General features: G+C 72.3%; 19 protein-coding genes. 13 read left to right on the top strand and 6 right to left on the bottom strand.

Features of this window, described 5'->3' with window-relative positions:
• Nucleotides 1-10 precede the first annotated feature (10 nt).
• The 12 genes from KAF39_RS15035 (at nt 11) to KAF39_RS14980 (ending at nt 17071) form a co-directional block, all read left to right on the top strand.
• A complete protein-coding gene (locus KAF39_RS15035) occupies nt 11-1399 on the top strand; it encodes a serine hydrolase (RefSeq protein WP_210678227.1) in 1389 nt (462 codons plus the stop codon).
• Nucleotides 1396-2322, top strand: coding sequence for a serine hydrolase (locus KAF39_RS15030; protein ID WP_210678226.1), 927 nt, complete (start codon nt 1396-1398; stop codon nt 2320-2322). The genes KAF39_RS15035 and KAF39_RS15030 overlap by 4 nt, the downstream gene beginning before the upstream one ends.
• Nucleotides 2323-2521: 199 nt before the next feature.
• On the top strand, nt 2522-4114 hold the full coding sequence (locus KAF39_RS15025) for an ABC transporter substrate-binding protein (protein ID WP_210678224.1): 1593 nt from the start codon (nt 2522-2524) through the stop codon (nt 4112-4114).
• A gap of 12 nt (nt 4115-4126) precedes the next feature.
• Nucleotides 4127-5125: an ABC transporter permease gene (locus KAF39_RS15020; RefSeq protein ID WP_210678222.1), complete on the top strand. Its 999-nt coding sequence runs from the start codon at nt 4127-4129 to the stop codon at nt 5123-5125.
• Nucleotides 5122-7044: a dipeptide/oligopeptide/nickel ABC transporter permease/ATP-binding protein gene (locus KAF39_RS15015; protein ID WP_210678220.1), complete on the top strand. Its 1923-nt coding sequence runs from the start codon at nt 5122-5124 to the stop codon at nt 7042-7044. The genes KAF39_RS15020 and KAF39_RS15015 overlap by 4 nt, the downstream gene beginning before the upstream one ends.
• On the top strand, nt 7041-8060 hold the full coding sequence (locus KAF39_RS15010) for an ABC transporter ATP-binding protein (RefSeq protein WP_210678218.1): 1020 nt from the start codon (nt 7041-7043) through the stop codon (nt 8058-8060). The genes KAF39_RS15015 and KAF39_RS15010 overlap by 4 nt, the downstream gene beginning before the upstream one ends.
• Nucleotides 8061-8079: 19 nt before the next feature.
• A complete protein-coding gene (locus KAF39_RS15005) occupies nt 8080-11415 on the top strand; it encodes a serine hydrolase (RefSeq protein WP_210678216.1) in 3336 nt (1111 codons plus the stop codon).
• Nucleotides 11415-12548, top strand: a complete 1134-nt coding sequence (locus KAF39_RS15000; RefSeq protein ID WP_210678214.1) for a M20/M25/M40 family metallo-hydrolase — start codon at nt 11415-11417, stop codon at nt 12546-12548. The genes KAF39_RS15005 and KAF39_RS15000 overlap by 1 nt, the downstream gene beginning before the upstream one ends.
• Before the next feature lie 2 nt (nt 12549-12550).
• Nucleotides 12551-13459, top strand: coding sequence for a GNAT family N-acetyltransferase (locus KAF39_RS14995; RefSeq protein ID WP_210678213.1), 909 nt, complete (start codon nt 12551-12553; stop codon nt 13457-13459).
• Entirely contained in the window at nt 13456-14562 is a 1107-nt protein-coding gene (gene menC, locus KAF39_RS14990) for an o-succinylbenzoate synthase (protein ID WP_210678211.1), read from the top strand. The genes KAF39_RS14995 and menC overlap by 4 nt, the downstream gene beginning before the upstream one ends.
• A gap of 111 nt (nt 14563-14673) precedes the next feature.
• Nucleotides 14674-16338, top strand: a complete 1665-nt coding sequence (locus KAF39_RS14985) for a helix-turn-helix domain-containing protein (protein WP_246878805.1) — start codon at nt 14674-14676, stop codon at nt 16336-16338.
• A 268-nt stretch (nt 16339-16606) separates the two neighbouring features.
• Complete coding sequence (locus KAF39_RS14980) at nt 16607-17071, top strand: Lrp/AsnC family transcriptional regulator (RefSeq protein WP_210678490.1); 465 nt, start codon at nt 16607-16609, stop codon at nt 17069-17071.
• A 30-nt stretch (nt 17072-17101) separates the two neighbouring features.
• Here the strand turns inward: KAF39_RS14980 and KAF39_RS14975 are convergent, their stop codons facing one another.
• Genes KAF39_RS14975 through rsmA form a run of 3 tightly spaced genes read right to left on the bottom strand, consistent with a single transcriptional unit; the run spans nt 17102 to nt 19988 of the window.
• Nucleotides 17102-18034: a 4-(cytidine 5'-diphospho)-2-C-methyl-D-erythritol kinase gene (locus KAF39_RS14975; protein WP_210678207.1), complete on the bottom strand. Its 933-nt coding sequence runs from the start codon at nt 18032-18034 to the stop codon at nt 17102-17104.
• A 7-nt stretch (nt 18035-18041) separates the two neighbouring features.
• Nucleotides 18042-19109 (bottom strand): L-glyceraldehyde 3-phosphate reductase, encoded by a 1068-nt coding sequence (gene mgrA, locus KAF39_RS14970; protein ID WP_210678205.1) that lies wholly within the window; start codon nt 19107-19109, stop codon nt 18042-18044.
• Nucleotides 19110-19118: 9 nt separating this feature from the next.
• A complete protein-coding gene (gene rsmA, locus KAF39_RS14965; protein ID WP_210678203.1) occupies nt 19119-19988 on the bottom strand; it encodes a 16S rRNA (adenine(1518)-N(6)/adenine(1519)-N(6))-dimethyltransferase RsmA in 870 nt (289 codons plus the stop codon).
• Nucleotides 19989-20086: 98 nt separating this feature from the next.
• Between rsmA and KAF39_RS14960 the strand changes: the two genes are divergently transcribed.
• Nucleotides 20087-21373 carry an MFS transporter gene (locus tag KAF39_RS14960; protein ID WP_210678201.1) on the top strand — a complete coding sequence of 429 codons (1287 nt, stop codon included), beginning with the start codon at nt 20087-20089 and terminating at the stop codon, nt 21371-21373.
• Here KAF39_RS14960 and KAF39_RS14955 read toward each other — a convergent pair.
• Genes KAF39_RS14955 through KAF39_RS14945 form a run of 3 tightly spaced genes read right to left on the bottom strand, consistent with a single transcriptional unit; the run spans nt 21352 to nt 25044 of the window.
• Entirely contained in the window at nt 21352-22230 is an 879-nt protein-coding gene (locus tag KAF39_RS14955; RefSeq protein ID WP_210678200.1) for a TatD family hydrolase, read from the bottom strand. The genes KAF39_RS14960 and KAF39_RS14955 overlap by 22 nt on opposite strands.
• Before the next feature lie 17 nt (nt 22231-22247).
• On the bottom strand, nt 22248-23825 hold the full coding sequence (metG, locus tag KAF39_RS14950; protein ID WP_085606099.1) for a methionine--tRNA ligase: 1578 nt from the start codon (nt 23823-23825) through the stop codon (nt 22248-22250).
• A 49-nt stretch (nt 23826-23874) separates the two neighbouring features.
• Entirely contained in the window at nt 23875-25044 is a 1170-nt protein-coding gene (locus KAF39_RS14945; protein ID WP_210678198.1) for a glycoside hydrolase family 1 protein, read from the bottom strand.
• Nucleotides 25045-25075 lie beyond the last annotated feature (31 nt).

Genomic DNA, 25075 nt, shown 5'->3' with positions numbered 1-25075 from the left:
AGGAGCGCACGTGTCAGACCTGAACGAGATCGGCAACCGGGTGCGGGACGAACTCCCCGCGCTGCTCGCCGACGCGCACGTCCCCGCGGCATCCGTCGCGATCCTGTCCGGCGGCGAGATCGTCACCGCCGCCGCCGGCATCCTGAACCGCAACACCGGCGTCGAGGCCGACGAGGACTCGGTCTTCCAGATCGGGTCCATCACCAAGACCTGGACGGCGACCCTCATCATGCAGCTCGTCGACGAGGGACTGCTGGACCTCGACGCCCCGGTGCGGGATGTCGTCCCCGCGTTCGCCATCGCCGACGATGCCGCCGCACGCGTCATCACCCCGCGCCAGCTCCTCAGCCACGTGAGCGGCTTCGAGGGCGACCTGTTCAACGACACCGGAGTGGGCGACGACGCGGTGGAGAAGTACCTCGCGACGATCGCCGACGCCCCGCAGCTCTTCACCCCCGGCGAGCGCTTCTCGTACAACAACGCCGCCTTCGTGGTGCTCGGCCGGATCATCGAGGTGCTCCGCGGGACGACCTTCGACCAGGCGCTGCGCACGCACCTCGCGACCCCGTTGGGGCTGACGCACGTGGCCACCTCGGCCGCGGAGGCGATCATGTTCCGCGCCGCCCTCGGCCACATCCCGACGGAGGACGGCGACGAGCCCGTGCCCGCCCCGGTGTGGAGCCTCGTGCGCTCGAACGCCCCCGCCGGCTCGATGCTCGCGATGACCGCGCGCGACCTGGTGACCTACGCCCGGATGCACCTCGACGGGGGCGTCGCCGCCGACGGCACCCGCGTGCTCTCCGACGCGAGCGTGCAGGCCATGCAGGAGCGCCAGGTCGAGCTTCCCGACCTCGGCCTCATGGGCAATGCGTGGGGCGTCGGCTGGGAGCTCTTCGACTGGGAGGGCGGGCCGGTGATCGGTCACGATGGCGGCACGATCGGCCAGAACGCGTTCCTGCGGATGGTCCCCGGGGCCGGGGTGGCCGTGGCCATCCTCACCAACGGCGGTCATGCCTTCGACGTCTACCAGGCCATCACCTCCCGCGTGCTCGCCGCCCTCGCCGACGTCCGCATGCCCGGGTTGCCCGCGATCCCCGACGCCCCCGCCGAGGTCGACCTCCACCGCATCCTCGGAACCTACTCGTCCTCGGTGTCCGACTCCACCGTGCGGGTCGACGACGACGGCCGCGTCTGGCTGGAGCGCACTATGAAGGGGATCTTCGCCGACCTCGGCCCGGCGCCCGAGCCGGTGGAGCTCGTCGGCTGGGCAGGCGACACCCTCCTCCCCCGCGAAGCGCAGAACGGCATCCACATGCCGCACGCGTTCGTCGGCGACGACGGCACCGGCCGCGCGCTCTACCTGCACACGGGCCGGGCCGACCGCCGGGTGGACGCATGACGATCGCGACGGCGACCGCCCCGCGCCTCGCGGAGGTGTTCGCCGACGCCGGCGCCGTCGGATTCCTGCATGCACGGGAGGTCGGCGTCGGCACCGACGGGCCGGAGGTCGCGGTCGGCGCCGACGAGCCGGTGGTGCTCGCGTCGGTCTTCAAGATCCTCGTGCTCACCGCGTTCGTCCGAGCCGTCGCGGCGGGCGAGCTCGACGAACGGGAACGGACCACCGTCACCGCCCGGTACCGGATCGGCGGCGTCGGCACGGCCGGGTTCGCCGACGACACCGAGGTGAGCTGGCGCGACCTCGCCCTGAACATGATGTCGATGAGCGACAACGCCGCCACCGACGTCCTCTTCCATCGCCTGGGGGCCGCCGCCGTCGACCGGGTGATCGCCGACCTCGGCCTGGAGCACACGCATCTCGTCGGCTGCTGCGAGGACCTGTTCGCCTCGATCGTCGCCGACCTCGGCGGCACCCCCGACAGCGACCTGGACGCCCTGCTGGAGGGCGCGACGCCGGACCGGGTGCTCGCGCTCGACGCCCTCGCCCCGGAACGGACCACCCGCTCCACCCCGCGTGAGATCACGACCCTCCTGAACGCCCTCTGGACCGACACCGCGGCACCCGCCTCCGCCTGCCGCCAGGCGCGCGACATCATGGCCCGGCAGATCTGGCCGCACCGCCTGGCGTCCGCCTTCCCCTCCGAGGTGCGGATCGCCGCGAAGACCGGCACGCTCCCCACCTGGCGCAACGAGGCCGGGGTGGTGACCTACCCGGACGGCCGCCGGTTCGCCGTCGCCGTGTTCACCCGCGCCGCCTCCCTCGCCGAGCGGCAGCCGCGGGTCGACGCCGCCATCGGCGCCGCCGCCTCCCTCGCCGTCGAGCACCTGCGCGCGGCGACACCGGGCAGGGGCCCCGGCTCCTGACCCGCGTGCCCCGACGCACGCACGCATGTCTCACACCACCCTCGCACGAACACACCATCGCTCGCACGACCGCACCATCCACCGCACCATCTCTCGCACGACCGCACCATCCACTGCACGACCGCACCATCGCTTGCACCACCGCACCATCGCTCGCACGACCCGATCCGCACCGCCCGAACACCGCTGGAGGCTCCTGATGCGTTCCCGTACCCCGCTGCTCGCCCTGCTCGGCGCCACGGCGCTCGCCCTGACATCGTGCGCCGGGGGCGCCGCTCCCGGCGGCGACGCGCCGGACGGCGTGCTCGCCGACGGCAAGACGTTCACCTCGGTCATCTCGACCGACCCGGGCAGCCTCGACCCGTTCGTGACCGTGATGTCGGTCGCCCGCTCGGTCGACCGCTTCCTCTACGCCCGCCTCGTCGAGGTGCTCGACGACGGCAGCGTCGTCTCCGGGCTCGCCGAGGAATGGGACGCCGACACCACCACCGCGACCTTCACCCTGCGCGACGGCCTCACCTGCGAGGACGGCACGCCGCTGACCGCGACCGACGTGGCCGCGAACATCACCCACATCGGCGACCCGGCGAACGGCTCCCCCCTCGTGGGCCTCCAGGTGCAGCCCGGCACGTCCGCGGTCGGAGACGATGCGGCCCGCACGGTCACCGTCACCAGCGGCCGCCCCGACTCGTTCCTGCTGGAGAACGTCGGCAGCATCTCGATCGTCTGCGGCACCGTGATCGACGACCCGGACGCGCTGGCCAAGGGCGAGGGCGCGACCGGCATGTTCACCATGACCGAGATCGTGCCCAACAGTCAGTACACGCTCACCCGCCGCGACGACTTCACCTGGGGGCCCGGGGACTGGGATCCCGAGCAGAAGGGCCTCCCCGACACCGTCGTCTTCCGCGTGATCCCGAATGAGACCACCGCGGCCAACCTCCTGCTCTCCGGCGAGGTCAATGCCGCGCTCGTGATCGGCCCGGACAGCACCCGCATGGAGGAGGCCGGGCTCTTCCACACCGACGTCCAGACCCCCGGCGGCTCCTTCACCTTCAACCAGGCCGAGGGCCGTCCGACCGCCGACCAGGCCGTCCGCACCGCGCTCATGCAGGCGGTGGACCTCGAGCAGATGCGGCAGGTCATCGGCAGCGGGAAGGCCACCGTCCCCACCGGACTCGTCACCGTCTCGCCGAACCCCTGCCGGGCCGACACCGTCGACGGGCACCTGCCGGAACTCGACGTCGACGCGGCGGCCGCCGCCCTCGACGACGCCGGCTGGACCGCCGGCTCCGACGGCGTCCGCGCCAAGGACGGGGAACGACTCGCGCTGAAGATGGTCTACGCCTCCCAGCTCGGGGACGCCGGCAACGCGGCCGCCGAACTCGCCCAGTCCGCCTGGAAGGACCTCGGCGTCGACATCACCGTCACCGCCGTGGACTCCCCCACCCTCAGCGAGGTGCTGTTCTCGACCGGCGACTGGGACATCTCGGCCGCTCCGCTCACGGTCTCCCTGCCGAGCATGCTCGTGCCGTTCTACTCGGGCCCGACCCCGCCCGCGGGCACCAACTTCGCCGGCATCGACAACCCCGACTACACCGCCGCGGTCACCGCCGCCTCGCAGAAGGCCGGCAACGAGGGCTGCGACGACTGGAGCGCGGCGGAGGTCGCCCTCTTCGAGACGACCAGCGTCGTGCCCTACGCGAACATCGTGCGCTCGACCTTCGCCCACAAGGCGGAGTTCACCGAGAACGACGGCATCGACCCGACGTCGATCCGGATGTTCGAGTAACGGAGGCAGCCGATGGCCAGCACCACCGCCACGCAGGCGATCCTGATCAGATCGGCCCGGAAGGACAACCCCTGGGTGTCGTTCCTCCTCCGCCGCGGCGGACAGTTCGTCCTCTCGGTGTGGGTGCTGGTCACGGCGGCCTTCCTCATGATCCACCTCGTCCCGGGCGACCCCGTCCGGGCCGCTCTCGGGATGAACGCCCCGGCGGAGCTCGTGGAGTCCCGACGCGCCGCGCTCGGACTCGACCAGCCGCTGCTCGTGCAGTACTTCCGGTACATCGGCGGGCTCTTCACCGGCGACATGGGAACGTCGATGATCACGAGCCAGCCCGTCTCCGAGCTGATCGCGACCCGGCTCCCCGCCACGCTCCAGCTCGCGCTGCTCGCGGTGCTGCTGGTGCTGCTGGTGTCGGTGCCGCTGGGTGTCACCATGGCCGTCGCCACCCGCGGCGGCCGCCGGCGCGGCCTCGAACTGGGCTTCGCCACCGTCACGGTGATCCTCGCCGCGATCCCCGAGTTCCTCCTCGCGGTGGGCCTCGTCTACGTCTTCGCGGTCTCCCTCGGCTGGTTCCCCGTCGCGGGCAACACCGCCCCGTTCGCCCTCGTGCTCCCCGTGCTCGCGCTCGCGGTCGGACCGATCGCGGTCTTCTCCCGGATCATCCGGGTCGAGGTGCTCTCGGTGCTCGGACAGGACTTCATCCGCACCGCCCGTGCCAAGCGGCTCGCGCCGCGTCGCATCTACGCCCGGCACGCCGTCCCCAACGCCATGACGGCCACCCTCACCCTCACCGGTCTGCTGCTGACGGGCATGGTCGCCGGCACCGTCCTCGTGGAGAACGTCTTCGCGTGGCCGGGCCTGGGCACCATGATCGTGCAGTCCATCCTGACCAAGGACTACTCCGTCGTGCAGGGCATCGTGCTCGTGTACGGCATCGGCGTCCTGCTGGTGAACCTCGTCATCGACGTGGTGCTCGCCCTCCTCGATCCGCGCTCGACCATCAGGGAGGCATGATGACGAACACCCGACGCGCCTGGGGGGCGATCGTCCGTTCCCCGCTCGGCGCCACCGCCCTCACCCTCATGACCCTCGTCGCGCTCACCGCGATCCTCGGACCGGTCATCTGGGGGACGCAGGCCGAACAGGTCGACCCGACCGCCATCACGCAGGGACCGAGCGCCGCCCATCTGCTCGGCACCGACACGCTCGGCCGCGACGTGCTCGCCCGCGTGCTCGTCGCCACGCGCCTCTCCGTGGTCCTTGCCGTCATCGCCGTCCTCATCGGCGTGATCGCCGGGGCGCTGCTCGGCATGGCCCCCTCCGTCCTCCCCCGCTGGGCCGGGCGCCCCATCGCGGGATTCGTCAACATCGCCGTCGCCTTCCCCGGTCTGCTGCTCGCCCTGTTCTTCGCCGTGATCTTCGGCGTCGGCACCACCGGATCGGTCCTCGCGATCGGCTTCGCGATGGCGCCGCAGTTCGCCCGCCTGACGCAGACGCTGTCGGCCGCGATCGCGGGACGCGACTTCATCGCCGCCGCCCAGGTCGCGGGAGTGTCGCGGTTCCGCATCCTGTTCCGCCACATCCTGCCGAACATCGGCGAGCCGCTGATCGTCAACGCCACCGTCGCCGCCGGCTCCGCGCTCCTCGCATTCGCGGGGCTGTCGTTCCTCGGACTCGGCGTCCAGGTGCCCGAATACGACTGGGGCCGCCTGCTCGGGGAGGGCCTCAACCGCATCTACCTCAATCCCGCCGCGGCCCTCGGTCCCGCGGTGGCCGTGATCATCGCCGGCCTCGCCTTCAACCTCCTGGGCGAGACCGCGGCCGCGGCGCTCGGCGGACGCTCGGGTCGCCGCCGCCGGCGGCTTCCCGCGGTCGCGCAGTCCGCGCCGCGCGAGACCGACACCGTGCCCGCGCAGGTCGGCGGCGACGACGTGGTGCTCCTTGTCGACGACCTGCGCGTCTCCTTCCCCACCGCCGACGGCTGGGTCACCCCCGTCCGCGGGGTGTCCTTCAGCGTCGGCCGCGGGGAGGCGATCGGGGTGGTCGGCGAATCCGGCTCCGGGAAGAGCCTCACCGCACTCGCCGTCGCCCGCCTCATCGAACAGCCGGGACACGTGTCCGCGGCCCGGCTCGACTTCTGCGGCGTCCCGGTGCTCACCACCGCGGAGCGCGCCCTGCGACCGCTGCTGGGCACCTCGTTGGCGATGGTGTTCCAGGACCCCATGACCTCGTTCAACCCGACGCGCCGCATCGGCTCGCAGCTCGCCGAGGCCGCCTCCGAGCATCAGGACATCACCCGCCGCGCCGCCATGGAGCGGGCGGTCGAACGTCTGCAGTCCGTGCGGGTGCCCGCCGCGGCCCGGCGCGCCCACCAGTACCCGCACGAGTTCTCCGGCGGCATGCGCCAGCGCGCCATGATCGCGATGGGGCTGATGAACCACCCGCGCCTCATCATCGCGGACGAGCCGACGACGGCCCTCGACGTCACGGTGCAGCGACAGGTGCTGCAGCTGCTGGCCGGAGTCCGGCGCGACACCGACGCGGCGATCCTCCTCATCAGCCACGACATCGCCGTGGTCTCCCAGACCTGTGACCGCGTGCTCGTGATGTACGCCGGCCGCATCGTCGAGGACCTCCCCGCCGCCGACCTGCACACGGCCGCGCGGCACCCGTACACCCGGGCCCTGCTGGAGGTCGTCCCGGAGCTGGACACCGACCGGAGCGTCCCGCTGCGGACGATCCCCGGGCGCCCGCCGGCACCGGGCGCGTTCCCCGCCGGTTGCGCCTACGCCGACCGCTGCCCGCTCGCGACCGACGTCTGCCGCGAGAAGGACCCCGCGCTCGTCGCCGACGACGCCGGCCGCCGGGTCGCGTGCTGGCACCCGGTGACCGCGACCACCGCATCGCAGCGCGAAGAGGAGGCCGTCCGATGAGCGAACTGCGCTTCGACCACGTGAGCGTGCGCTACGGCTCGCACCGTTCCGGACTCACCGCCGTGGACGACGCGACGCTGACCGTGCCCTCCGGTTCCGTCGTCGGCCTGGTCGGCGAATCCGGCTCGGGCAAGTCGACCCTCGCGCGCGCCGCCATCGGCCTCGCACCGATCAGCGAGGGCGCCATCACGCTCGACGGCGTGGACGTGCGCTCCTTCCGTCGCCGTCGTCCCATCCAGATGGTGTTCCAGGACCCGTTCTCCTCGCTCGACCCGCGGATGACGATCGGCGAGTCGATCGCCGAGGCGCTGCCCCGCGACCTCCGAGGGGGCCGGGCCCGCCGCGCCGAGGTCGCCCGGCTGCTCGATCTCGTGAGCCTCGACGCCGACCGGGCCGAGGCCCTCCCCGCCGCCCTCTCCGGAGGACAACGGCAGCGGATCGCCCTCGCCCGGGCGCTCGCCGCCCGTCCCGAGGTCGTCATCGCCGACGAGATCACGTCCGCGCTGGACGTGTCCGTGCAGGGGTCCGTGCTGAACCTCGTCCGGGACCTCCGGGCCGAGCTCGACCTCACGATGCTCTTCATCTCCCACAACCTCTCCGTCGTGCGCTACCTCAGCGACCACATCGCCGTGATGTACCTCGGCCGGATCGTCGAGGTCGGCCCCACCGCGCAGGTGCTCGCCGACCCGCAGCACCCCTACACGCGCGAGCTGCTGCAGGCCGCCCCCACCCGCCACGGCGACCTGCTGGCGGTCGACCCGCTCGCCCCGATCGCCGTGGAGCCCGCCGACCCGCACGCGCCGCCCGCCGGGTGCCGCTTCCACCCGCGGTGCCCCATCGGCCCCGTCTCCCGCCCCGACCGGCAGATCTGCGTGCAGACGGAGCCCGCCCGTCCCACGGGTCCGATCGGTGCGGCCTGCCACTTCGCCGGATCTGTGCCGCCGCCCCAAAGCGCGGTCCTGCTTTCGGTCGCCGCCACAACACCGGCAGCGCCCGCAGCCGACACGCTGAACTGACCATCGGATTGGAGTCCTCATGACCCACGTCACCGTCGACGACCTGCTCGCCCTCCGCACCCCGGAGCAACCGGCGCTCTCCCCCGATGGCAGTCGCATCGTGTACGCGCTGCGCGGCAACGACCGGGAGGAAGACCGCGAGACCCGCGCGCTGTGGCAGGTGCCGGCCGCCGGCGGCACCCCGGTGCCCCTCACCCAGGGCTCGGCCGACTCCACGCCGGTGTGGAGTCCGGACGGTACGCAGCTCGCCTTCCTCCGCGCCGAGGACGGCCCGGCGCAGGTGTGGCTCCTCCCCGCGTCCGGCGGCGAGGCGCGCGCACTCACGAGCCTGCCGTTGGGAGCGGGCGCGCCCGCGTGGAGCCCCGACGGCACCCGCCTGGCCTTCACCGCCCCCGTGGACACCGCGGCGCTCCCCGGTGACGACACGGCGACGATCCTCGCCCGCCGCTCGGCGCCCACCGCGACGGACCGGCTCGGCTACAAGGCCGACGGGGCCGGTGTGCTGGGCACGCTCGTGCAGCAGCTCCACGTCGTGGACGTCGACTCCGGCGCCGTCACGGTCCTCACCCGAGGGCGTGCCCACGCCTCCGACCCGTTCTGGTCGCCGGACGGCACCCGCCTCGCGTTCTCCACTGCCGACGAGGACGACGCCGACCTCACGATGCGCATCCCCGTGTTCGTCGCCTCCGCGACCGACCCGAACCGCGCCCCCGTGCGCGTGAGCCCGCCGGACGTGCAGGCCGCCGCCGTCGGATGGACGCCGGACGGCGCGCAGGTGATCGCGGCGGGACGCCTGGACACGGAGGTCGGGAACGCCGACCTGCTGCTGTTCCCCGCGGACGGCGGCGGCGCACCGCGGAACCTCACCGCGGCGGCGGACCGGAACGTCATGCCCGGCGGCCCCGGCTATCCCGGCGGCATGCCGCAGTTCGCCGCGGACGGACGGCTCGTCTTCTGCCTCCGCGACAACGGCTCCTCGCACGTGTACGCCGTCTCCCTCGACGGTGGCGCCCCCGAGCCGCTGCTCGCCGGGACGGCGAACGTCTCGGGGCTGTCCGTCGCCGGCAGCACCGCGGCCGTCGTGCTCGCCACCCCCGACTCCTTCGGCGACGTCGCGGTGCTCGACCTCACGGACGGCACGACCGCGGTGCGCACGGAGTACGGCACCCCCGAGCTCGCCCTCCTCCCCGCCGAGGAGCGCCGGTTCACGATCTCGGACGGCACCGTCGTCACAGGCTGGCTGCGGCGCGACCCCGCCGCCGAGGGGCCGCTGCCGCTGCTGCTCGACGTGCACGGCGGCCCGCACAACGCCTGGAACGGCGCCGCGGACCTCATCCACCCGTACCACCAGATCCTCGCGCAGCGCGGCTGGGCGATCCTCACCCTCAACCCCCGCGGCAGCGACGGGTACGGCGACGCGTTCTTCTCCGCGGTCTCCGGCGGCTGGGGCGTCAGCGACGCCAAGGACTTCCTGGAGCCGATCGACGAGCTGGTCGCCGAGGGCGTCGCCGACCCGGCGCGCCTGGCGGTGACCGGCTACAGCTACGGCGGGTTCATGACCTGCTTCCTCACCTCGCGCGACGACCGCTTCGCGGCCGCGGTCGCCGGCGGCGTCGTCACGGACCTGCTCTCGATGGGCGGCACGTCCGACTACGGCCACTATCTCTCCGCCAAGGAGAACGGCGGGCTCCCCTGGCGCGACCGGGAGAAGCTCGCCGCCCAGTCCCCCTACACGCACGTGGACCGCGTGCAGACGCCGACGCTGATCCTGCAGGGCGCCGCGGACGACCGCTGCCCCGTCGGTCAGGCGGAGCAGTGGTTCACGGCGCTGCGCGAGCGCGGCGTCCCCACCCGCATGGTGCTCTACCCGGGAGGGTCGCACCTGTTCCTCCTGTCGGGGCCGCCCTCGCATCGGGCCGACTACTCCCAGCGGGTGATCGACTGGGTCGAGCAGTACGCGCCCGCCGCCGGAAAGCCCATCCGACCGCGGCTGGACGCCCGGCACTGGCAGCAGCGGCTGAGCGCGCTGGCCGCCGCGCACAAGGTGCCCGGCGCGACGCTGGGCATCCTCCGCCTGGGCGAGGAGCCGGTGTACGCCCACCACGGCATCCTCAACGTGCGCACCGGCATCGAGACGACCGACGACTCGCTGTTCCAGATCGGATCGATGGGCAAGGTGTGGACCGCCTCCGCGCTCATGCGCCTCGTCGACCAGGGCCGGCTCGACCTCGACACCCCGATCGTCGAGTACGTGCCGGAGTTCGCCTCCTCGGACCCGGAGGTCACCCGCACCGTCACGATGCGGCACCTGCTCAGTCACACCAGCGGCATCGACGGCGACGTGTTCACCGACACCGGCCGCGGCGACGACACCCTGGAGAAGTACGTCGCCCACCTGGACGGCGTCGCACAGAACCACCCCCTCGGGGCCACGATGTCGTACTGCAACGCGGGCTTCGTCCTCGCCGGTCGGGTGATGGAGAAGATCACCGGCACGACGTGGGACCAGGCCATGCGCGACCTGCTCTACGAACCGCTCGGCCTCACCCACTCCTGCACGCTGCCGGAGGAGGCGGTCATGTTCCGCACCGCCACCGGGCATACGGAGATCGGCGACGACGGCCCCGTGCTCGCCCCGGCATGGATGCTGCCGCGGTCGATGGGGCCGGCCGGGCTCATCAACTCCACGACGGCCGACGTGCTCGCCTTCGCCCGCATGCACCTCGAGAACGGCCTCGCCGCCGACGGCACGCGGGTGCTGTCGGAGGAGAGCGTGCGCCGCATGCAGCAGCACGAGGTGGACGTGCCCGACCCGTACTCCCTCGGTGACAGCTGGGGCATCGGCTGGATCCTCTTCGACTGGGACGGGCGCAAGCTCATCGGCCACGACGGCAACACGATCGGGCAGTCGTCGTTCCTGCGGATCCTCCTCGACGAGCAGATCGCGGTCACGCTGCTGACGAACGGCGGCAACACCCGTGACCTGTACGACGAGCTGTTCGACGAGATCTTCGCGGAGCTCGCCGCCCTCCACCTGCCCGCCGGCCTCACCCCGCCCGCGGAACCGTACGTCGACGACTTCTCGGCGTTCGAGGGCGTGTACGACCGGTCCGGCGTCCGCACCGAGATCTTCCGGGACGGCGACGGCCTCCGCATGCGCACCACGCTCAACGGACCGCTGGCGGCGCTGCTGCCCGATCCGGTGGAGGAGCACGCCCTCGTCCCCGTGCGCCGCAACGAGTTCGTGATGCGCGCCGAGGGCGAGCAGGCGTGGCATCCCGTCGTCTTCTACTCCCTGCCCACCGGCGAGCAGTACCTGCACCACGGCGTCCGCGCCGCACCGAAGGTGTCGTGATGCCGGTGCAGGCGGCCCCGGAGCTCGCGGTGGTCCTGGCCGACATCGAGCGCCTCGTGGCCTGCGAGTCGCCCTCCGACGACCGCGCCGCGGTGGCCCGGAGCGCCGACGCCGTGGCCGCCCTCGGCGAACGTCTCCTGGGGGTCGCCCCCGAGCGGGTCGTGATCGACGGACGCACCCACCTGCGGTGGCGTCTCGGCGACGGACCGGCCGCGGTGCTGGTGCTCGGGCACCACGACACCGTCTGGCCGATCGGCACCCTCGGACGGCTGCCGTCCGGGGTCGGGGACGGTGTGCTGCGCGGCCCGGGCTGCTTCGACATGAAGACCGGTGTGGTGATGGCGCTGCACGCCGTCGCCGCCCTCCCCGACCGTGCCGGGGTGACCATCCTCCTCACGGGCGACGAGGAGCTCGGTTCGCCGAGCTCGCGACAGCTCATCGAGGACGAGGCGCGGGGCTGCCGTGCGGCCTTCGTGCTCGAGGCGGCCGCCGACGGCGGGCATCTCAAGACCGCCCGCAAGGGCGTCTCCCTCTACCGCGTGCATGTCTCGGGACGAGCGGCGCATGCGGGGCTGGAGCCGGAGCGGGGCGTGAACGCGGCGGTGGAGGCGGCGCAGCTGCTCCTCGCGGTCGCCGCGCTCGACGACCCCGGCCGGGGCACGAGCGTCACCCCGACCCTGCTGACGGCCGGGACCACGACGAACACGGTGCCCGCCGCGGCGGAGTTCGCGGTGGACGTGCGGGCGTGGACCGTCGCGGAGCAGCAGCGCGTGGACGCCGCGCTGCACGCGCTGACCCCCCGGCGGGACGGCGCCACCGTCCGGATCGAGGGCGGCCCGAACCGGCCCCCGCTCGAGGCGGCCCTCTCGGCGGAGCTGTTCGCCCGGGCCTCCGCGATCGCCGCGAGCGCGGGTCTGACCCCGTTCGACGGGGTGGCGGTCGGCGGCGCCTCGGACGGCAACTTCACCGCCGGCATCGGCGTGCCGACCCTCGACGGCCTCGGCGCCGTGGGCGGCGGCGCGCATGCCGACGACGAGCACGTACTGGTCGCGTTGATCCCGGAGCGCCTGCTGCTCCTGGAACGGCTGCTGCAGGAGCAGCTGGCCGCCGCGACGCCGGGGGAAGGACGATGACCATGGCGGATGCCGACACCGGCACAGGCGCCGGCACGGGTACGGGTACGGGTGGCGTGAGTGCTGCTGCGGTGAGCGCTGCTGCGGTGAGCGCCACGCGGGCTGCTGCCGCGGCGGGCGTCTCGATCCGGCTCCTCGATGACGTCGACGACTTCACGCGGGTCTCGGAGCTGTTCCAGAGCATCTGGACGAAGCAGGGCGAGGCGTCGCCCGTGAACGTCGAGACGCTGCGCGCGCTGTCCAAGGCGGGCAGCTACGTCGGCGGGGCCTTCGACGGCACGGAGCTCGTGGGCGCCTGCTTCGGGTTCTTCGCCTCGCCCGGCCGCCGCGCGCTGCACAGCCACATCGCCGGCGTGTCGGGACGGATGCGGGGACGCAGCGTCGGATTCGCGCTCAAGGTGCATCAGCGCGCCTGGGCGCTCGCGGAGGGGCTCGACGAGATCTCCTGGACGTTCGACCCGCTCATCAGCCGGAACGCGCATTTCAACCTCGTGAAGCTCGCGGCGGAGCCGACCTCGTACCACCGCAACTTCTACGGGCACATGGCCGACGCCCTCAACGGCGCGGACGACACCGACCGGATGCTCGTCACCTGGTCGCTGCGCGACCCGCGGGTCGTCGCGGCCAGCGACGGCACCCCGTGTCCTCCGGATCCCGCCGCGCGCGACGCGGTGCCGCTGCTGTCCGTGGGCGACGACCTCTCCCCGCAGCTGACCCCCACCGATGCGCGACGGGTGCGGGTCGCCCTCCCCCGCGACATCGAGGCGCTGCGGATCAGCGACCCGGACCGTGCGACCCGGTGGCGGCTCGCCCTCCGGGAAACGCTCGGCGACCTCCTGGACGCCCGGGGGCGCGTGCTCTCGTTCGACCGCTCGGGGGCCTACACCATCGACAGAGGAGAACAGGGATGAAGCTCACCGGGTTCGAACTGCGCGTGATCGAGATGCCGCTGGTGTCGCCGTTCCGCACGTCGTTCGGCGTCCAGACCGTGCGGGAGGCGGTGATCGTGCGGGCCGTGTCCGACGAGGCGGAGGGCTGGGGCGAGGGCGTCGCGATGAACGACCCGCTCTACTCGTCCGAGTACGTCGAGGCCAGCGTCGACGTCATCACCCGCTTCCTCCTCCCCGCCCTCGCCCGGGTCCCCGACCTGGACGCGGCCGGGGTCGCTCCCGCCCTCGCGCCGTTCAAGGGTCACCGGATGTCGAAGGCCGCGGTCGAGCTCGCGGTGCTCGACGCCGAGCTGCGCGCGCGGGGCGTGCCGTTGTCCCGGGAGCTCGGGGCGGTCAGGGACCGCGTCGAGTGCGGGGTGTCGGTGGGCATCATGGACTCGATCCCCGCGCTGCTGGACGCCGTGGCCGGATACCTCGACGAGGGCTACGTGCGCATCAAGCTGAAGATCGAGCCGGGGTGGGACATCGAGCCCGTGCGCGCGGTGCGCGAGCGCTTCGGCGACGACGTCCTGCTGCAGGTCGACGCGAACACCGCGTACCACCGCGGCGACGCCCGTCACCTCGCCCGCCTCGACCCGTTCGACCTGCTCCTCATCGAGCAGCCCCTGGACGAGGAGGATCTGCTCGGGCACGCCCAGCTCGCGAAGAGCATGACGACGCCGATCTGCCTCGATGAGTCGATCGTCTCGGCGCGGGCCGCTGCCGACGCCATCGCCCTCGGCGCGTGCTCGATCGTGAACATCAAGCCGGGTCGGGTCGGCGGCTACCTCGAGGCCCGCCGCATCCACGACGTGTGCGCGGCGAACGACATCCCGGTGTGGTGCGGAGGCATGCTCGAGACCGGAATCGGACGAGCAGCGAACGTGGCACTCGCGGCACTCCCCGGGTTCACCCTCCCCGGGGACACGTCCGGCTCCGGCCGGTACTACGCGCGCGACATCACCGACCCGTTCGTCGTCGAAGACGGCACGCTCGCCGTCCCGACCGGGCCGGGGATCGGCGTGACCCCGCACCCCGACGCGCTGGACGCCGTCACCGTGCGCACGGAGTGGATCACGTTCTAGCCCCGGCGCGACGACCGCGGATCTGTTCGCGCCGACGAAGAGTCGCTACTCTTTCGTCGTGCCCCACAGATCCGCGGCCGGTGCACGGCCCCTAGCCTGGGCCTCGTGCTCATGTCCGTGACGACACGTCCGCGTGCCAGCCTCGGCCGCGTGATCGAAGACCTCGGCACCACGCTGCTCGAGGTCGTCAGCGGTGCCGTCGATGACGACGCCGTGATCGAGACCGTCGTCATCCACGACGTCCTCGACGACGCGATGCCGATGCGCGGGGCGCTCGTGCTGGGCGTCGGGCTGAGCGACCCGCACGAGGTCGCTCAGCTGCGGGAGACGCTGGGTCGCCAGGGAGCCGCCGCCCTCGTCCTCCGGGCCCCTGTCCGCACCGACCCCGTGCTCCGGGAGGCCGCCACCGCGGCCGGCGTCCCCGTGCTCGCGCTCACCCGTGGCGCGTCGTGGGCGCAGCTGACCGCGATGCTGCGGTCGCTCATCGCGGAGGGCGACGTCGGCGATCAGGCGGCCACGACCCTCGGCGGCATGCCGTCCGGCGACCTGTTCGCGCTCGCCAACGCGATCGCCACCCTCCTCAACGCCCCGGTCACGATCGAGGACCGCAGCTCCCGGGTGGTGGCGTTCTCGGGCCGTCAGGACGAGGCCGACCCCGCGCGCATCGAGACCGTCCTCGGCCGCCAGGTGCCGGAGCGGTTCGCGCGGCAGCTCGAGGAGCGGGGCGTGTTCCAGGAGCTCTACCGCAGTGAGGATCCCATCCACGTCGGCCCCGTGGAGACCACCGATGGTCTGCCGTCGTACCCGCGGGTGGCCCTCGCCGTCCGCGCCGGCGACGAGATCCTCGGATCGATCTGGGCCGCCGTGCAGGAGCCGCTCGCTCCGGACCGGGCCCGTGCCCTCAAGGACTCCGCGGGGCTGGTCGCCCTGCACATGCTGCGGCTGCGCGCGGGAGCGGATGTGGAGCGCCGGCTCCGCGCCGACCTCCTCGCCACGATCCTGGAAGGCGGCCCCGGCGCGGCGGACGCCGTCTCCCGCCTGCGCCTGGACGACCACCGCTGCGTCGTCCTCGCCCTGTCCGCGGTCGAGGAGCCGGACGACGACCCGTCGGCGGGGGCGCGCAGCATCGCCGAGCGCCACCGCGTCGCCGACGCCTTCGCCGTGCACCTCGGCGCCGTGTATCTGCGGTCGGCGGTCGCCCCGATCGGCGACACCGTCTACGCCGTCGTCGCCCTGCGCCCCGAGACCGGGGAGGCGGAGGACACCGCGAGCGATGCGGACGCGCGGGCCGCACGGGTGGCGACCGACTTCCTCGGGCGGCTCGGCGCCGCCGGGGACATCCGGGTCGGCGTCGGCACCGTGGCGCACGATGCGGCGGGGATCCCCTCCTCCCGGGCGAACGCCGACCGCGCGCTGCGCGTGGTGCGCCAGGCCTCGTCCGCGGAGCCCGTCGCCCTGTTCACGGCCGTCCAGATGGAGGCACTCCTCGTCGAGCTGGGCGACCTGGTCCGCGCCCGAGGCGACCAGCCGACCGGGCCCGTCGCCCGCCTGCTCGCCCAGGACCGGGAGCGCGGGACGCACCTCGTGGAGACCCTGCGTGCCTGGCTGGACGCCTTCGGGGACGTCGCGGAGGCCTCCGCCCGCGTCTACACGCACCCGAACACGTTCCGCTACCGGCTGCGGCGGCTGGCCGAGATCGGGGGGATCGACCTCTCCGACCCCGACGCCCGCTTCTCCGCGATGGTGCAGCTGCGGCTGCTCGCACCGGAATCCTGAGGACGCCGCCCGGTGCTCGGCGCCCGGAGCCCGCCCGCCCGGGCGCGGACCCGGGCGGGGCGGCCGGAGGGCTCGTGGCCCCGTCGCCGTTCGTCCTCCCGCGCGGCTCGTGACCGGCGGTGGGGACGCCGTGGGTATCCGCTCGTGACCGACACCCTGCGTATGTGACAATCAGTTGAACAGACGACGGTCGATCAGACCAGAGCTTCACTTCCCATTGATCGATCTGACCAATCCGCCCTCGGCGGAGAAGGCGACGGTGAACGATATGGCCACTCTCCTCGACGCGACCGACCGGCGCATCCTCGCCGTGCTCGACACCGACCCGCGCCGGCCGGTCGCGCTCATCGCGCAGGACCTCGGCCTCGCCCGCGGCACCGTGCACGCGCGCCTCGAGCGCCTGGAGAACAGCGGGCAGCTCCGACCCCACAGCGCGCGGGTGCTTCCGGCGGCGCTCGGCCGCGGGGTCGCCGCGTCGATCCTCGTCGAGCTCGACCAGCACCAGATCACCGCGGCGATCGACGCCCTCAGCCGCATCCCGGAGGTGCTGGAGTGCTTCGCGCCCGCCGGGGACACCGACCTGCTGCTGCGGGTCGTGGCCACCAGCCCCGACGACCTCTACCGGGTCGCGGAGGTCGTGCGCCTCTGCCCCGGGATCCTGCGGACGTCGACCAGCCTGTTCCTGCGCGAGGTGATCCCGTATCGGGTCAGCGCGCTCCTCCACGCGGACTGACGCACCGGCGGTGTGACAGGGACGGCGGTGTCAGCCGATGATGCGCGCCCCGGGCACCGCACCGTGCACGTGCAGCGGGTCGAGGCCCTCGTCGCGGAGGGTCGTCTGCACCGACTGCGCGGTCTCGGGGTCGGCGCAGAGCAGCGCCACCGTCGGACCCGACCCCGAGACGAGACCGTGCAGCGCCCCGGCGGCGACCCCGCGCTCGATGGTCGCCGCGAGATCGGGACGCAGATCCAGCGCCGCCGCCTGCAGATCGTTGTGCAGGGCGTCGGCCAGCTGCCAGGCGTCGCCCGTCCGCAGCGCCTGCAGCACCGGGATCGGCACGTCGAGCGACAGCGGCGGATCGTCGGCCAGCGCCCCCTCCTCCTCGCGCAGCTCGTCGAGGCGGCCGTACACGGCGGGGGTGGAGAGCCCCTCGTCGCTGGTCACGAGGAGCCAATCGAAACGCCCACGCGCGAGAGCCGGATTGAGCTGATCCCCCCGCCCGGTGCCGACGGCCGTGCCCCCGTGGAGGGCGAACGGCACATCGGCGCCCAGCCGCGCCGCGAGGTCGTGCAGTCGAGCGGCCGGGAGACCCGTTCCCCACAGCGCGTCGCACGCCACGAGCGCCGCGGCGGCATCCGCCGACCCGCCGCCCATGCCGCCGGCGACCGGGACGCTCTTGCGGATCTGCAGCGCGACCCCGCCGGGATGATCGGTCGCCGTCGCCAGCAGCTTGGCGGCGCGCATCGCGAGGTTGCGGTCGTCCAGCGGCACCGAGCCGTCGTCCTCGACCCCTGTCACCGTGACCGAGAAGTCGTCGGCCTCCCGGGCGATCACGTCCTCGTACAGCGAGACGGCCTGGAAGACCGTCGCCAGGGCGTGGTACCCGTCGTCGTGGCGCCCGCCGACCCCGAGGTAGACGTTGATCTTCCCCGGGGCGCGCACGTGCACGGACCCGGAGGACGCGGCGAGGCTCATCAGCGGGTCACAGGTCCGAGGACGTCGCCCACAGGTTCACGTCGATGGCCCCGGCGAGCTCGTCGATCCGGCGGAGCTCCTCGTCCGTGAAGGCGGGGCCGTCGAGCGCCGCGAGGTTCTCGTCGAGCTGTTCCGTCCGCGACGCGCCGATCAGCGCCGAGGCGACGACCGGGGTGCGCAGCGTCCACTGCAGCGCGAGCTGCGCGAGCGACTGGCCGCGACCCTGCGCGACCTCGTTCAGCGCGCGGAGCGTCTGGACGGCGTCGTCGGTCAGCTTGCCCTTCGGCAGCGAACCGCGCTGCTGCGCCCGCTCCGCCGTGCCGTCGCCGAGGTACTTGTCGGTGAGGAGGCCCTGGGCGAGCGGGGTGAAGGCGATGGCGCCGAGGCCCGACTCCTCCAGCGTCTGGGTGAGGCCGTCCTCGATCCAGCGGTTGAGGATCGAGTACGCGGGCTGATGGATGACCAGGGGCGTGCCCAGCTCCTTCGCGACCGCGACGGCCTCGGCCGTGCGCTCCGCGCTGTACGAGGAGATGCCGACGTACAGCGCCTTGCCCTGGCGCACCAGGGTGTCGAGCGCGCCGACGGTCTCCGCGATCGGGGTGACCGGGTCGACCCGGTGCGAGTAGAAGATGTCGACGTAGTCCAGCCCCATGCGGGTGAGGGACTGCTCGGCGCTGGCGAGGATGTACTTCCGGCTCGCGTAGTCGCCGTACGGGCCGGGCCACATGTCCCACCCGGCCTTCGACGAGATGATCAGCTCGTCGCGGTACGGACGCAGGTCCTCCGCGAAGATGCGCCCGAAGTTCTTCTCGGCCGAGCCGTACGGCGGGCCGTAGTTGTTGGCGAGGTCGAAGTGCGTGATCCCGTTGTCGAACGCGTGGCGCAGGAGCGCCCGCTGGTTGTCGAGGGGGATGTTGTCGCCGAAGTTCCACCAGAGCCCGAGCGAGATCGGGGGCAGGTAGAGGCCGGACGAGCCCACCTGACGGTAGGCGAACCGTCCGTAGCGGCCCTCATCGGCGGCATACGGACGGTGCAACTCGGGGACATCGGGGCGGAAGCGGGGGGAGTCGGTCACCGTGCCAGATTAGCCGCTGACACCCCCACCCTCGATCGCCGTTGCGCGTTGCGCGATCCGCTGGTAGTCGTCGACGGTGAGGTCCTCCCCGCGGGCGGTCGGCGCGACCCCGGCGGCGGTCAGCACCTCCGTCGCCGCGGCGGAGCTGCCGAAGATCCCGGAGAGGGCCTGCCGCAGCATCTTGCGGCGCTGGTTGAACGCCGCATCGACGATCGCGAAGGTGCGGCGACGCTCCTCCTCCGAGCCCCGCTCCCCCTCGGAGCGATCGAAGCCCACGAGGAGGCTGTCCACGTTCGGCACCGGCCAGAACACCTGTCGCGAGACGTTCCCCGTGAGCTTCCATTCGCCGTACCAGGCGGCCTTGACGCTGGGCGAGCCGTAGATCTTCGACCCGGGCTTCGCGGCCAGGCGCTCGGCCACCTCGGCCTGCACCATCACGACGCCGCGCTGCAGGTACGAGAACGTCTCCAGGAAGTGCAGCAGGACCGGCACCGACACGTTGTACGGCAGGTTCGCGACGAGGACCGTCGGCTCCCCCGGCAGCGCCGTCACCCGGAGGGCGTCGGCATCCACCACGGTCAGCATCCCGTCGGGGACGCCGTGCTCCGCGGCCGTCTGCGGCAGACGCGCGGCCAGGCGGTGGTCGATCTCGACCGCCGTGACCGCGGCCCCCGCCTCGAGGATCGCGAGGGTGAGCGAGCCGAGTCCCGGCCCGACCTCGACCACCCGCTCCCCCGGCTGCACGCGGGCGGCCTGCACGATCTTGCGGACGGTGTTCGCGTCGACGACGAAGTTCTGTCCGAGCTTCTTCGTCGGCGTGACGTCGAGCTCGGCGGCCAGACGGCGGATCTCGGTGGCCCCGAGCAAGGTGACGGTCATGGGGTCCATTCTCCCGGATGACGGAGGTTCTCCGGAGCGGGGGCCGGGATCCCGGGGGATCCCTCGGCGATGTCCGGGATCATCGCTATCCTTCGGAGGTGCCCTCCCTCGGTGAACTGATCGCTCCGCGGCGCCTGGGCAGGGACTTCCGCTGGCTGCTCGCGTCATCGTGGACGAGCAACATCGGAGACGGCGTGGCGCTGGCCGCCGCTCCCCTGCTCATCGCGTCGATGACGTCGTCCCCCCTCCTCGTGGCCTCCGGCGCCATCCTGCAGTTCCTGCCGTGGCTGCTCTTCGGGTTGCATGCGGGGGCGATCGCCGACCGCTTCGACCGGCGGCGCCTGGTCATGACCGCCAACGCCGTGCGCGCGGTCGTCCTCGCCGCGCTCTGCGTCTTCCTCGTGACGGGCACCGCGAACATCGGGATCGTGCTGGCCGTCGCGTTCCTCTACGGCACCGCCGAGGTCTTCGTCGACACCGCGGGGAGCACGCTGCTGCCGATGCTCGTGAAGCCGGCCGACCTCGGCATCGGGAACGCCCGTCTGCAGGCGGGGTACCTCGTGGCGAACCAGTTCGCAGGACCGCCGCTCGGCGCGTTCCTGTTCGCCGCCGGGAGCGCGTGGCCGTTCCTCGTCGAAGTGCTGTGCGTGACGCTCGCCATCGTCCTGATCTCCCGGATGGCGCGTACCCCCGTCCCGCCGCGGGACACCGAGACACACGCGCCGGTGCACACCGACATCGCCGAAGGCCTGCGCTGGCTGTGGCGCAACCCGCCGGTGCGGATGCTCGTGCTCATCATCCTCGTCTTCAACGTGACCTGGGCCGCGCCGTGGGGCGTGCTCGTGCTCTACGCCACCGAGCACCTGCAGATGGGCCCCGTGGGCTACGGCGCCCTCACCACGGCCTCCGCGGCGGGCGGCATCCTCGCGACGCTGAGCTTCGGCTGGCTGGAACGCCATGTGTCCTTCGCGACCCTGATGCGCATCGTCCTCTCGCTCGAAGTGCTCATGCACCTCGCGTTCGCCCTGACGACGACGGGCACGGTCGCCCTCGTCATCATGTTCTTCTTCGGCGCCTACGCCTTCGTGTGGGGCACGATCTCGACGACCGTCCGGCAGCGCCTCGTTCCCGCCGCCCTGCAGGGTCGGGTGGCCTCGGTCAACATGGTCGGCGTGTTCGGCGGCATGATCGTCGGCCAGGCCCTCGGGGGCGTCATCGCGCAGACCTGGGGACTGACCGCGCCCTGGTGGTTCGCCTTCGGCGGCGCGGCGCTCACGCTGGTGCTCGTGTGGAAGCCGATCTCGCACATCGTCAGCGCGAAGCCCGTCGCCGAGACGGGGCCGGAGGACGTCGAGCCGGAAGCTCAGTCCGCGAACGAGCCGTAGACCCGCAGGGTGTTCTCGGCGAGCTGCGCGCTCAGCTCATCCACGTCGAGGTCGAGCTCCGCGGCGAGGAAGCGCACCGTGATCGGCACGAGGTACGGCGCGTTCGGACGGCCCCGCAGCGGGACCGGCGTGAGGAACGGCGCGTCCGTCTCGACCAGGAGGCGGTCCCGCGGGGTGACCTTCAGCGCGTCCCGCAGGTTCTGCGCGTTCTTGAACGTCACGTTCCCGGCGAACGACAGGTAGTACCCGGCGTCCGCGCACGCCCGGGCCATCGCCTCGTCGCCCGAGAAGCAGTGGAACACGGTGCGCTCGGGGGCGCCGACCCGCGTCAGCGTCTCCAGCACGGCCTCGTGCGCGTCCCGGTCGTGGATCTGCATCGCGATCCCGTGCTTCTTCGCGAGGGCGATGTGCGCCTCGAACGAGGCAAACTGCGCCCCCCGGCGCTCCGGTTCGGTGCGGAAGAAGTCGAGTCCCGTCTCGCCGATCGCGCGCGTGCGCGGATGCGAGGCGAGCTCGTCGATCACGGCGAGCGCCTCGTCGAGGTGGCCCTCCTCCGCGTACGTCGGGGCGTCGTTCGGGTGGATGGCGACCGCGGCGAGCACGCGCGGGTCGGAGGCGGCCGCCTCGACCGCCCAGCGCGACGACTCGATGTCGCCGGACGCCTGCACGACGCCGACGACGCCGACGGCCTCGGCCCGGTCGAGCTGGGTCTTGAGCGTCAAGGGCTGGTCACCATCAGCGATCTCGAGGTGCGCGTGGTTGTCGTAGACGGGCACCGCGAGGGGCTCCGGGGCCGCCGGGTACGTTCGATCCTTGCGCCCGTCGCCCGAGCGTTCGCGCACGTAGGTCTCCGCCATGGTGTCCTGCCCGGATGTCAGGCCGTGGACTCCACGCGCGGGAACAGCGGCGCGAGACCGTTGACGCTCGTGCCCGGCTTCAGCACGCCCCAGGCTCCCGCCTCGCGGATGGGCTGATCCTGCAGGCGACCGAGGGTCTCGGCGGCGCCGAGCGCGATCCACAGCTTCTCGGTGGACTGCGGCATCACCGGTGACAGCAGCACGGCGAGCGCACGCAGCCCTTCGGCACACGTGTAGAGCACGGTGCCCAGACGCTCCCGCTGGTCCTCGTCGCGGGCGAGCGCCCACGGCTCGTTCTCGGTGATGTACCCGTTGAGCGCGTCGACGATGGTCCAGATCGCGGAGATCGCCTCGTCGATGCGGAACTGGCCGATCGCGGCGTCCGCCTTCGTCGCGGCGTCGGCGACGATCCGCTGGATCGCGAGGTCGGCCTCCGTGTAGTCGGCCGCCGGCGGCACGATGCCCTCGAAGTACTTCTCGATCATCGCCGTCGTGCGGGAGGCGAGGTTGCCGAAGCCGTTCGCGAGCTCGGCCTGATACCGCGCCGAGAGGTCCTCCCAGGAGAACGAGCCGTCCTGGCCGAACGCGATCGCCGACAGGAAGTAGAAGCGGTACGCGTCGGAGCCGAAGACGTCGGTGATCTCGGTCGGCGCGATGCCGGTGAGCTTCGACTTCGACATCTTCTCGCCGCCCACGAGAAGCCAGCCGTGCGCGAAGACGCCCTTCGGCACGTCGAGCCCTGCCGCCATCAGCAGCGCCGGCCAGATGACGGCGTGGAAGCGGAGGATGTCCTTGCCGACCACGTGGTAGGCGGGCCAGCGGCGCGCGAAGGTCTCCTCGTCGGAGCCATAGCCGACGGCCGTGGCGTAGTTGAGCAGCGCGTCGACCCAGACGTAGATGACGTGCGACTCGTCCCACGGCAGCGGGATGCCCCAGTCGAAGGTCGAGCGGGAGATCGAGAGGTCCTTGAGCCCCTGGCTCACGAACGACACGACCTCGTTGCGCGCCGAGTCGGGCCGCACGAAGTCGGGCTCGGTCTTGTAGAGCTCGAGCAGGCGGTCCTGGAACTCGCTGAGCTTGAAGAAGTAGTTCTTCTCCTGCAGCAGCTCGAGCGGCTTGGAGTGGATGGCGCACACCTTCAGCCCCTCGAAGGGACCGGTGCCGTCGACGATCTCGGACTCCGGCTTGAACTCCTCGCAGCCCACACAGTAGAGCGCCTCGTACTCGCCCGCGTAGATGTACCCGCGGTCGTAGAGCCGCTGGAAGAACGTCTGCACGTTGGTCTCGTGCCGCTCCTGCGTGGTGCGGATGAAGTCGTCGTTGGCGACGTCGAGGGTCTTCAGCAGCGGGAACCAGCTCTCGCTGACGAGCTTGTCGACCCACTCCTGCGGGGTGACGCCGTTGGCGGCCGCGGCCCGCAGCATCTTCTGACCGTGCTCGTCCGTGCCGGTGAGCATCCACGTGTCGTCGCCCGCCTGGCGGTGCCACCGCGCGAGGGTGTCGACGGCCACAGTCGTGTACCCGTGGCCGATGTGCGGCACATCGGAGGGGTAGTAGATGGGCGTGGTGATGTAGAAGGAGTCGCCAGCGGGCATGGGGACAATTCTAGGTGCCCCCATGCCCGTGGTTACGCCGTGCGGCTCGTCAGAGCCCATTGCGGCGGGCGACCTCGCCGAGCCAGGCCAGCGAGGGCTTCGGGAACCGCTCGAAGGTCTCGTGGTCGAAGCCGATGAGGCCGAACGTCGGCCGGAACCCGCTCGCCCATTCGTAGTTGTCGAGCGCGCTCCAGTGCTGGTACGCACGGACGTCGACGCCGTCGCTGATGGCCCGATGCAGCCCCTCCAGCGCTCCCTGCGTGTAGGCGATACGGCGGGAGTCGTCGGCGGTGGCGATGCCGTTCTCCGTGACGAGCACCGGCACGCCGCCGCTGCGCTCCCACGCGCTGCGCACGCCCAGCTCCAGGGCCTCCGGGAAGAACTCCCAGCCGGTCAGCGTCGTCTCCACATCCGGCGACACCGGCAGCGGCCCCTCCGGGCCGATGAACGTGCGCGTGTAGGCCTGCACGCCGACGAAGTCGTCTCCGGCGGACTGCTCCAGGTACCAGTGGTCGCGCGGGTCGCCGTACGTCGCGAGCATCTCGTCCGCACCGGGCTCGCCCGTGGAGTGGAACGCCTGGGTGGCGATGGTCCACCCCGCCTGCACCCCGGGCAGGGTGTGCAGGATCTCGGAGGCCCGGTGGTGCGCCGTCAGCAGGGTGTCCGCGACGCCCAGGTCGGGGTTCGGCAGACCGTACGCGACGAGGTTCGACGCATCCTCTCCCCCGGCGAGCATCGCCGCGATGTTCGGTTCGTTGATCGTGCACACGTAGCGCACGCCGTCGAGGATCGGCAGCACCGTCTCGACGTAGCGGGAGAACAGGTCGACCGCGTCATCCGCGCGCCAGAAGCCGTCCTTCTGGAACCACTGCGGCACCGTGAAGTGCATGAGGGTGACCGTCGGGTCCAGCCCGTTCTCCCGCGCGGTGTCGATCATGCGGCGGTAGTGGTCGAGCATCGCCCGGGAGACGAAGCCGCGCTCCGGCTCGATCCGCGCCCACTCCACCGAGAAGCGGTAGGAGTTCAGTCCGGCCTCGGCCAGCAGCCGCATGTCCTCCGGGTAGCGGTGGAAGTGGTCGGCGGCGTCACCGGAGGGCTCGACCATGGTCGAGCCGGGGGCGTGTTCCATCGCCCACCAGTTGCTGGTGGTGTTGTTGCCCTCCACCTGATGGGCGGCGGTGGCGGCGCCCCAGAGGAAGCCGTCGGGGAATGCGAGCACGGATGCGCTCCTCTCTCTTACTTGCAGTCGT

It is taken from the genome of Microbacterium sp. BLY, assembly GCF_017939615.1.
GTDB lineage: Bacteria > Actinomycetota > Actinomycetes > Actinomycetales > Microbacteriaceae > Microbacterium.
Note: the sequence above shows the minus strand (reverse complement) of the source record. Positions and strands in the feature narration are given on the sequence as shown.

What these genes read in the sequence shown, in the direction of transcription:
- KAF39_RS15030 (WP_210678226.1), top strand. Translation starts at nt 1,396, where the DNA reads ATGACGATCGCGACGGCGACCGCCCCGCGCCTCGCGGAGGTGTTCGCC.
- KAF39_RS15025 (WP_210678224.1), top strand. Translation starts at nt 2,522, where the DNA reads ATGCGTTCCCGTACCCCGCTGCTCGCCCTGCTCGGCGCCACGGCGCTC.
- KAF39_RS15020 (WP_210678222.1), top strand. Translation starts at nt 4,127, where the DNA reads ATGGCCAGCACCACCGCCACGCAGGCGATCCTGATCAGATCGGCCCGG.
- KAF39_RS15015 (WP_210678220.1), top strand. Translation starts at nt 5,122, where the DNA reads ATGATGACGAACACCCGACGCGCCTGGGGGGCGATCGTCCGTTCCCCG.
- KAF39_RS15010 (WP_210678218.1), top strand. Translation starts at nt 7,041, where the DNA reads ATGAGCGAACTGCGCTTCGACCACGTGAGCGTGCGCTACGGCTCGCAC.
- KAF39_RS15005 (WP_210678216.1), top strand. Translation starts at nt 8,080, where the DNA reads ATGACCCACGTCACCGTCGACGACCTGCTCGCCCTCCGCACCCCGGAG.
- KAF39_RS15000 (WP_210678214.1), top strand. Translation starts at nt 11,415, where the DNA reads ATGCCGGTGCAGGCGGCCCCGGAGCTCGCGGTGGTCCTGGCCGACATC.
- KAF39_RS14995 (WP_210678213.1), top strand. Translation starts at nt 12,551, where the DNA reads ATGGCGGATGCCGACACCGGCACAGGCGCCGGCACGGGTACGGGTACG.
- menC (WP_210678211.1), top strand. Translation starts at nt 13,456, where the DNA reads ATGAAGCTCACCGGGTTCGAACTGCGCGTGATCGAGATGCCGCTGGTG.
- KAF39_RS14985 (WP_246878805.1), top strand. Translation starts at nt 14,674, where the DNA reads ATGTCCGTGACGACACGTCCGCGTGCCAGCCTCGGCCGCGTGATCGAA.
- KAF39_RS14980 (WP_210678490.1), top strand. Translation starts at nt 16,607, where the DNA reads ATGGCCACTCTCCTCGACGCGACCGACCGGCGCATCCTCGCCGTGCTC.
- KAF39_RS14975 (WP_210678207.1), bottom strand. Translation starts at nt 18,034, where the DNA reads ATGAGCCTCGCCGCGTCCTCCGGGTCCGTGCACGTGCGCGCCCCGGGG.
- rsmA (WP_210678203.1), bottom strand. Translation starts at nt 19,988, where the DNA reads ATGACCGTCACCTTGCTCGGGGCCACCGAGATCCGCCGTCTGGCCGCC.
- KAF39_RS14955 (WP_210678200.1), bottom strand. Translation starts at nt 22,230, where the DNA reads ATGGCGGAGACCTACGTGCGCGAACGCTCGGGCGACGGGCGCAAGGAT.
- metG (WP_085606099.1), bottom strand. Translation starts at nt 23,825, where the DNA reads ATGCCCGCTGGCGACTCCTTCTACATCACCACGCCCATCTACTACCCC.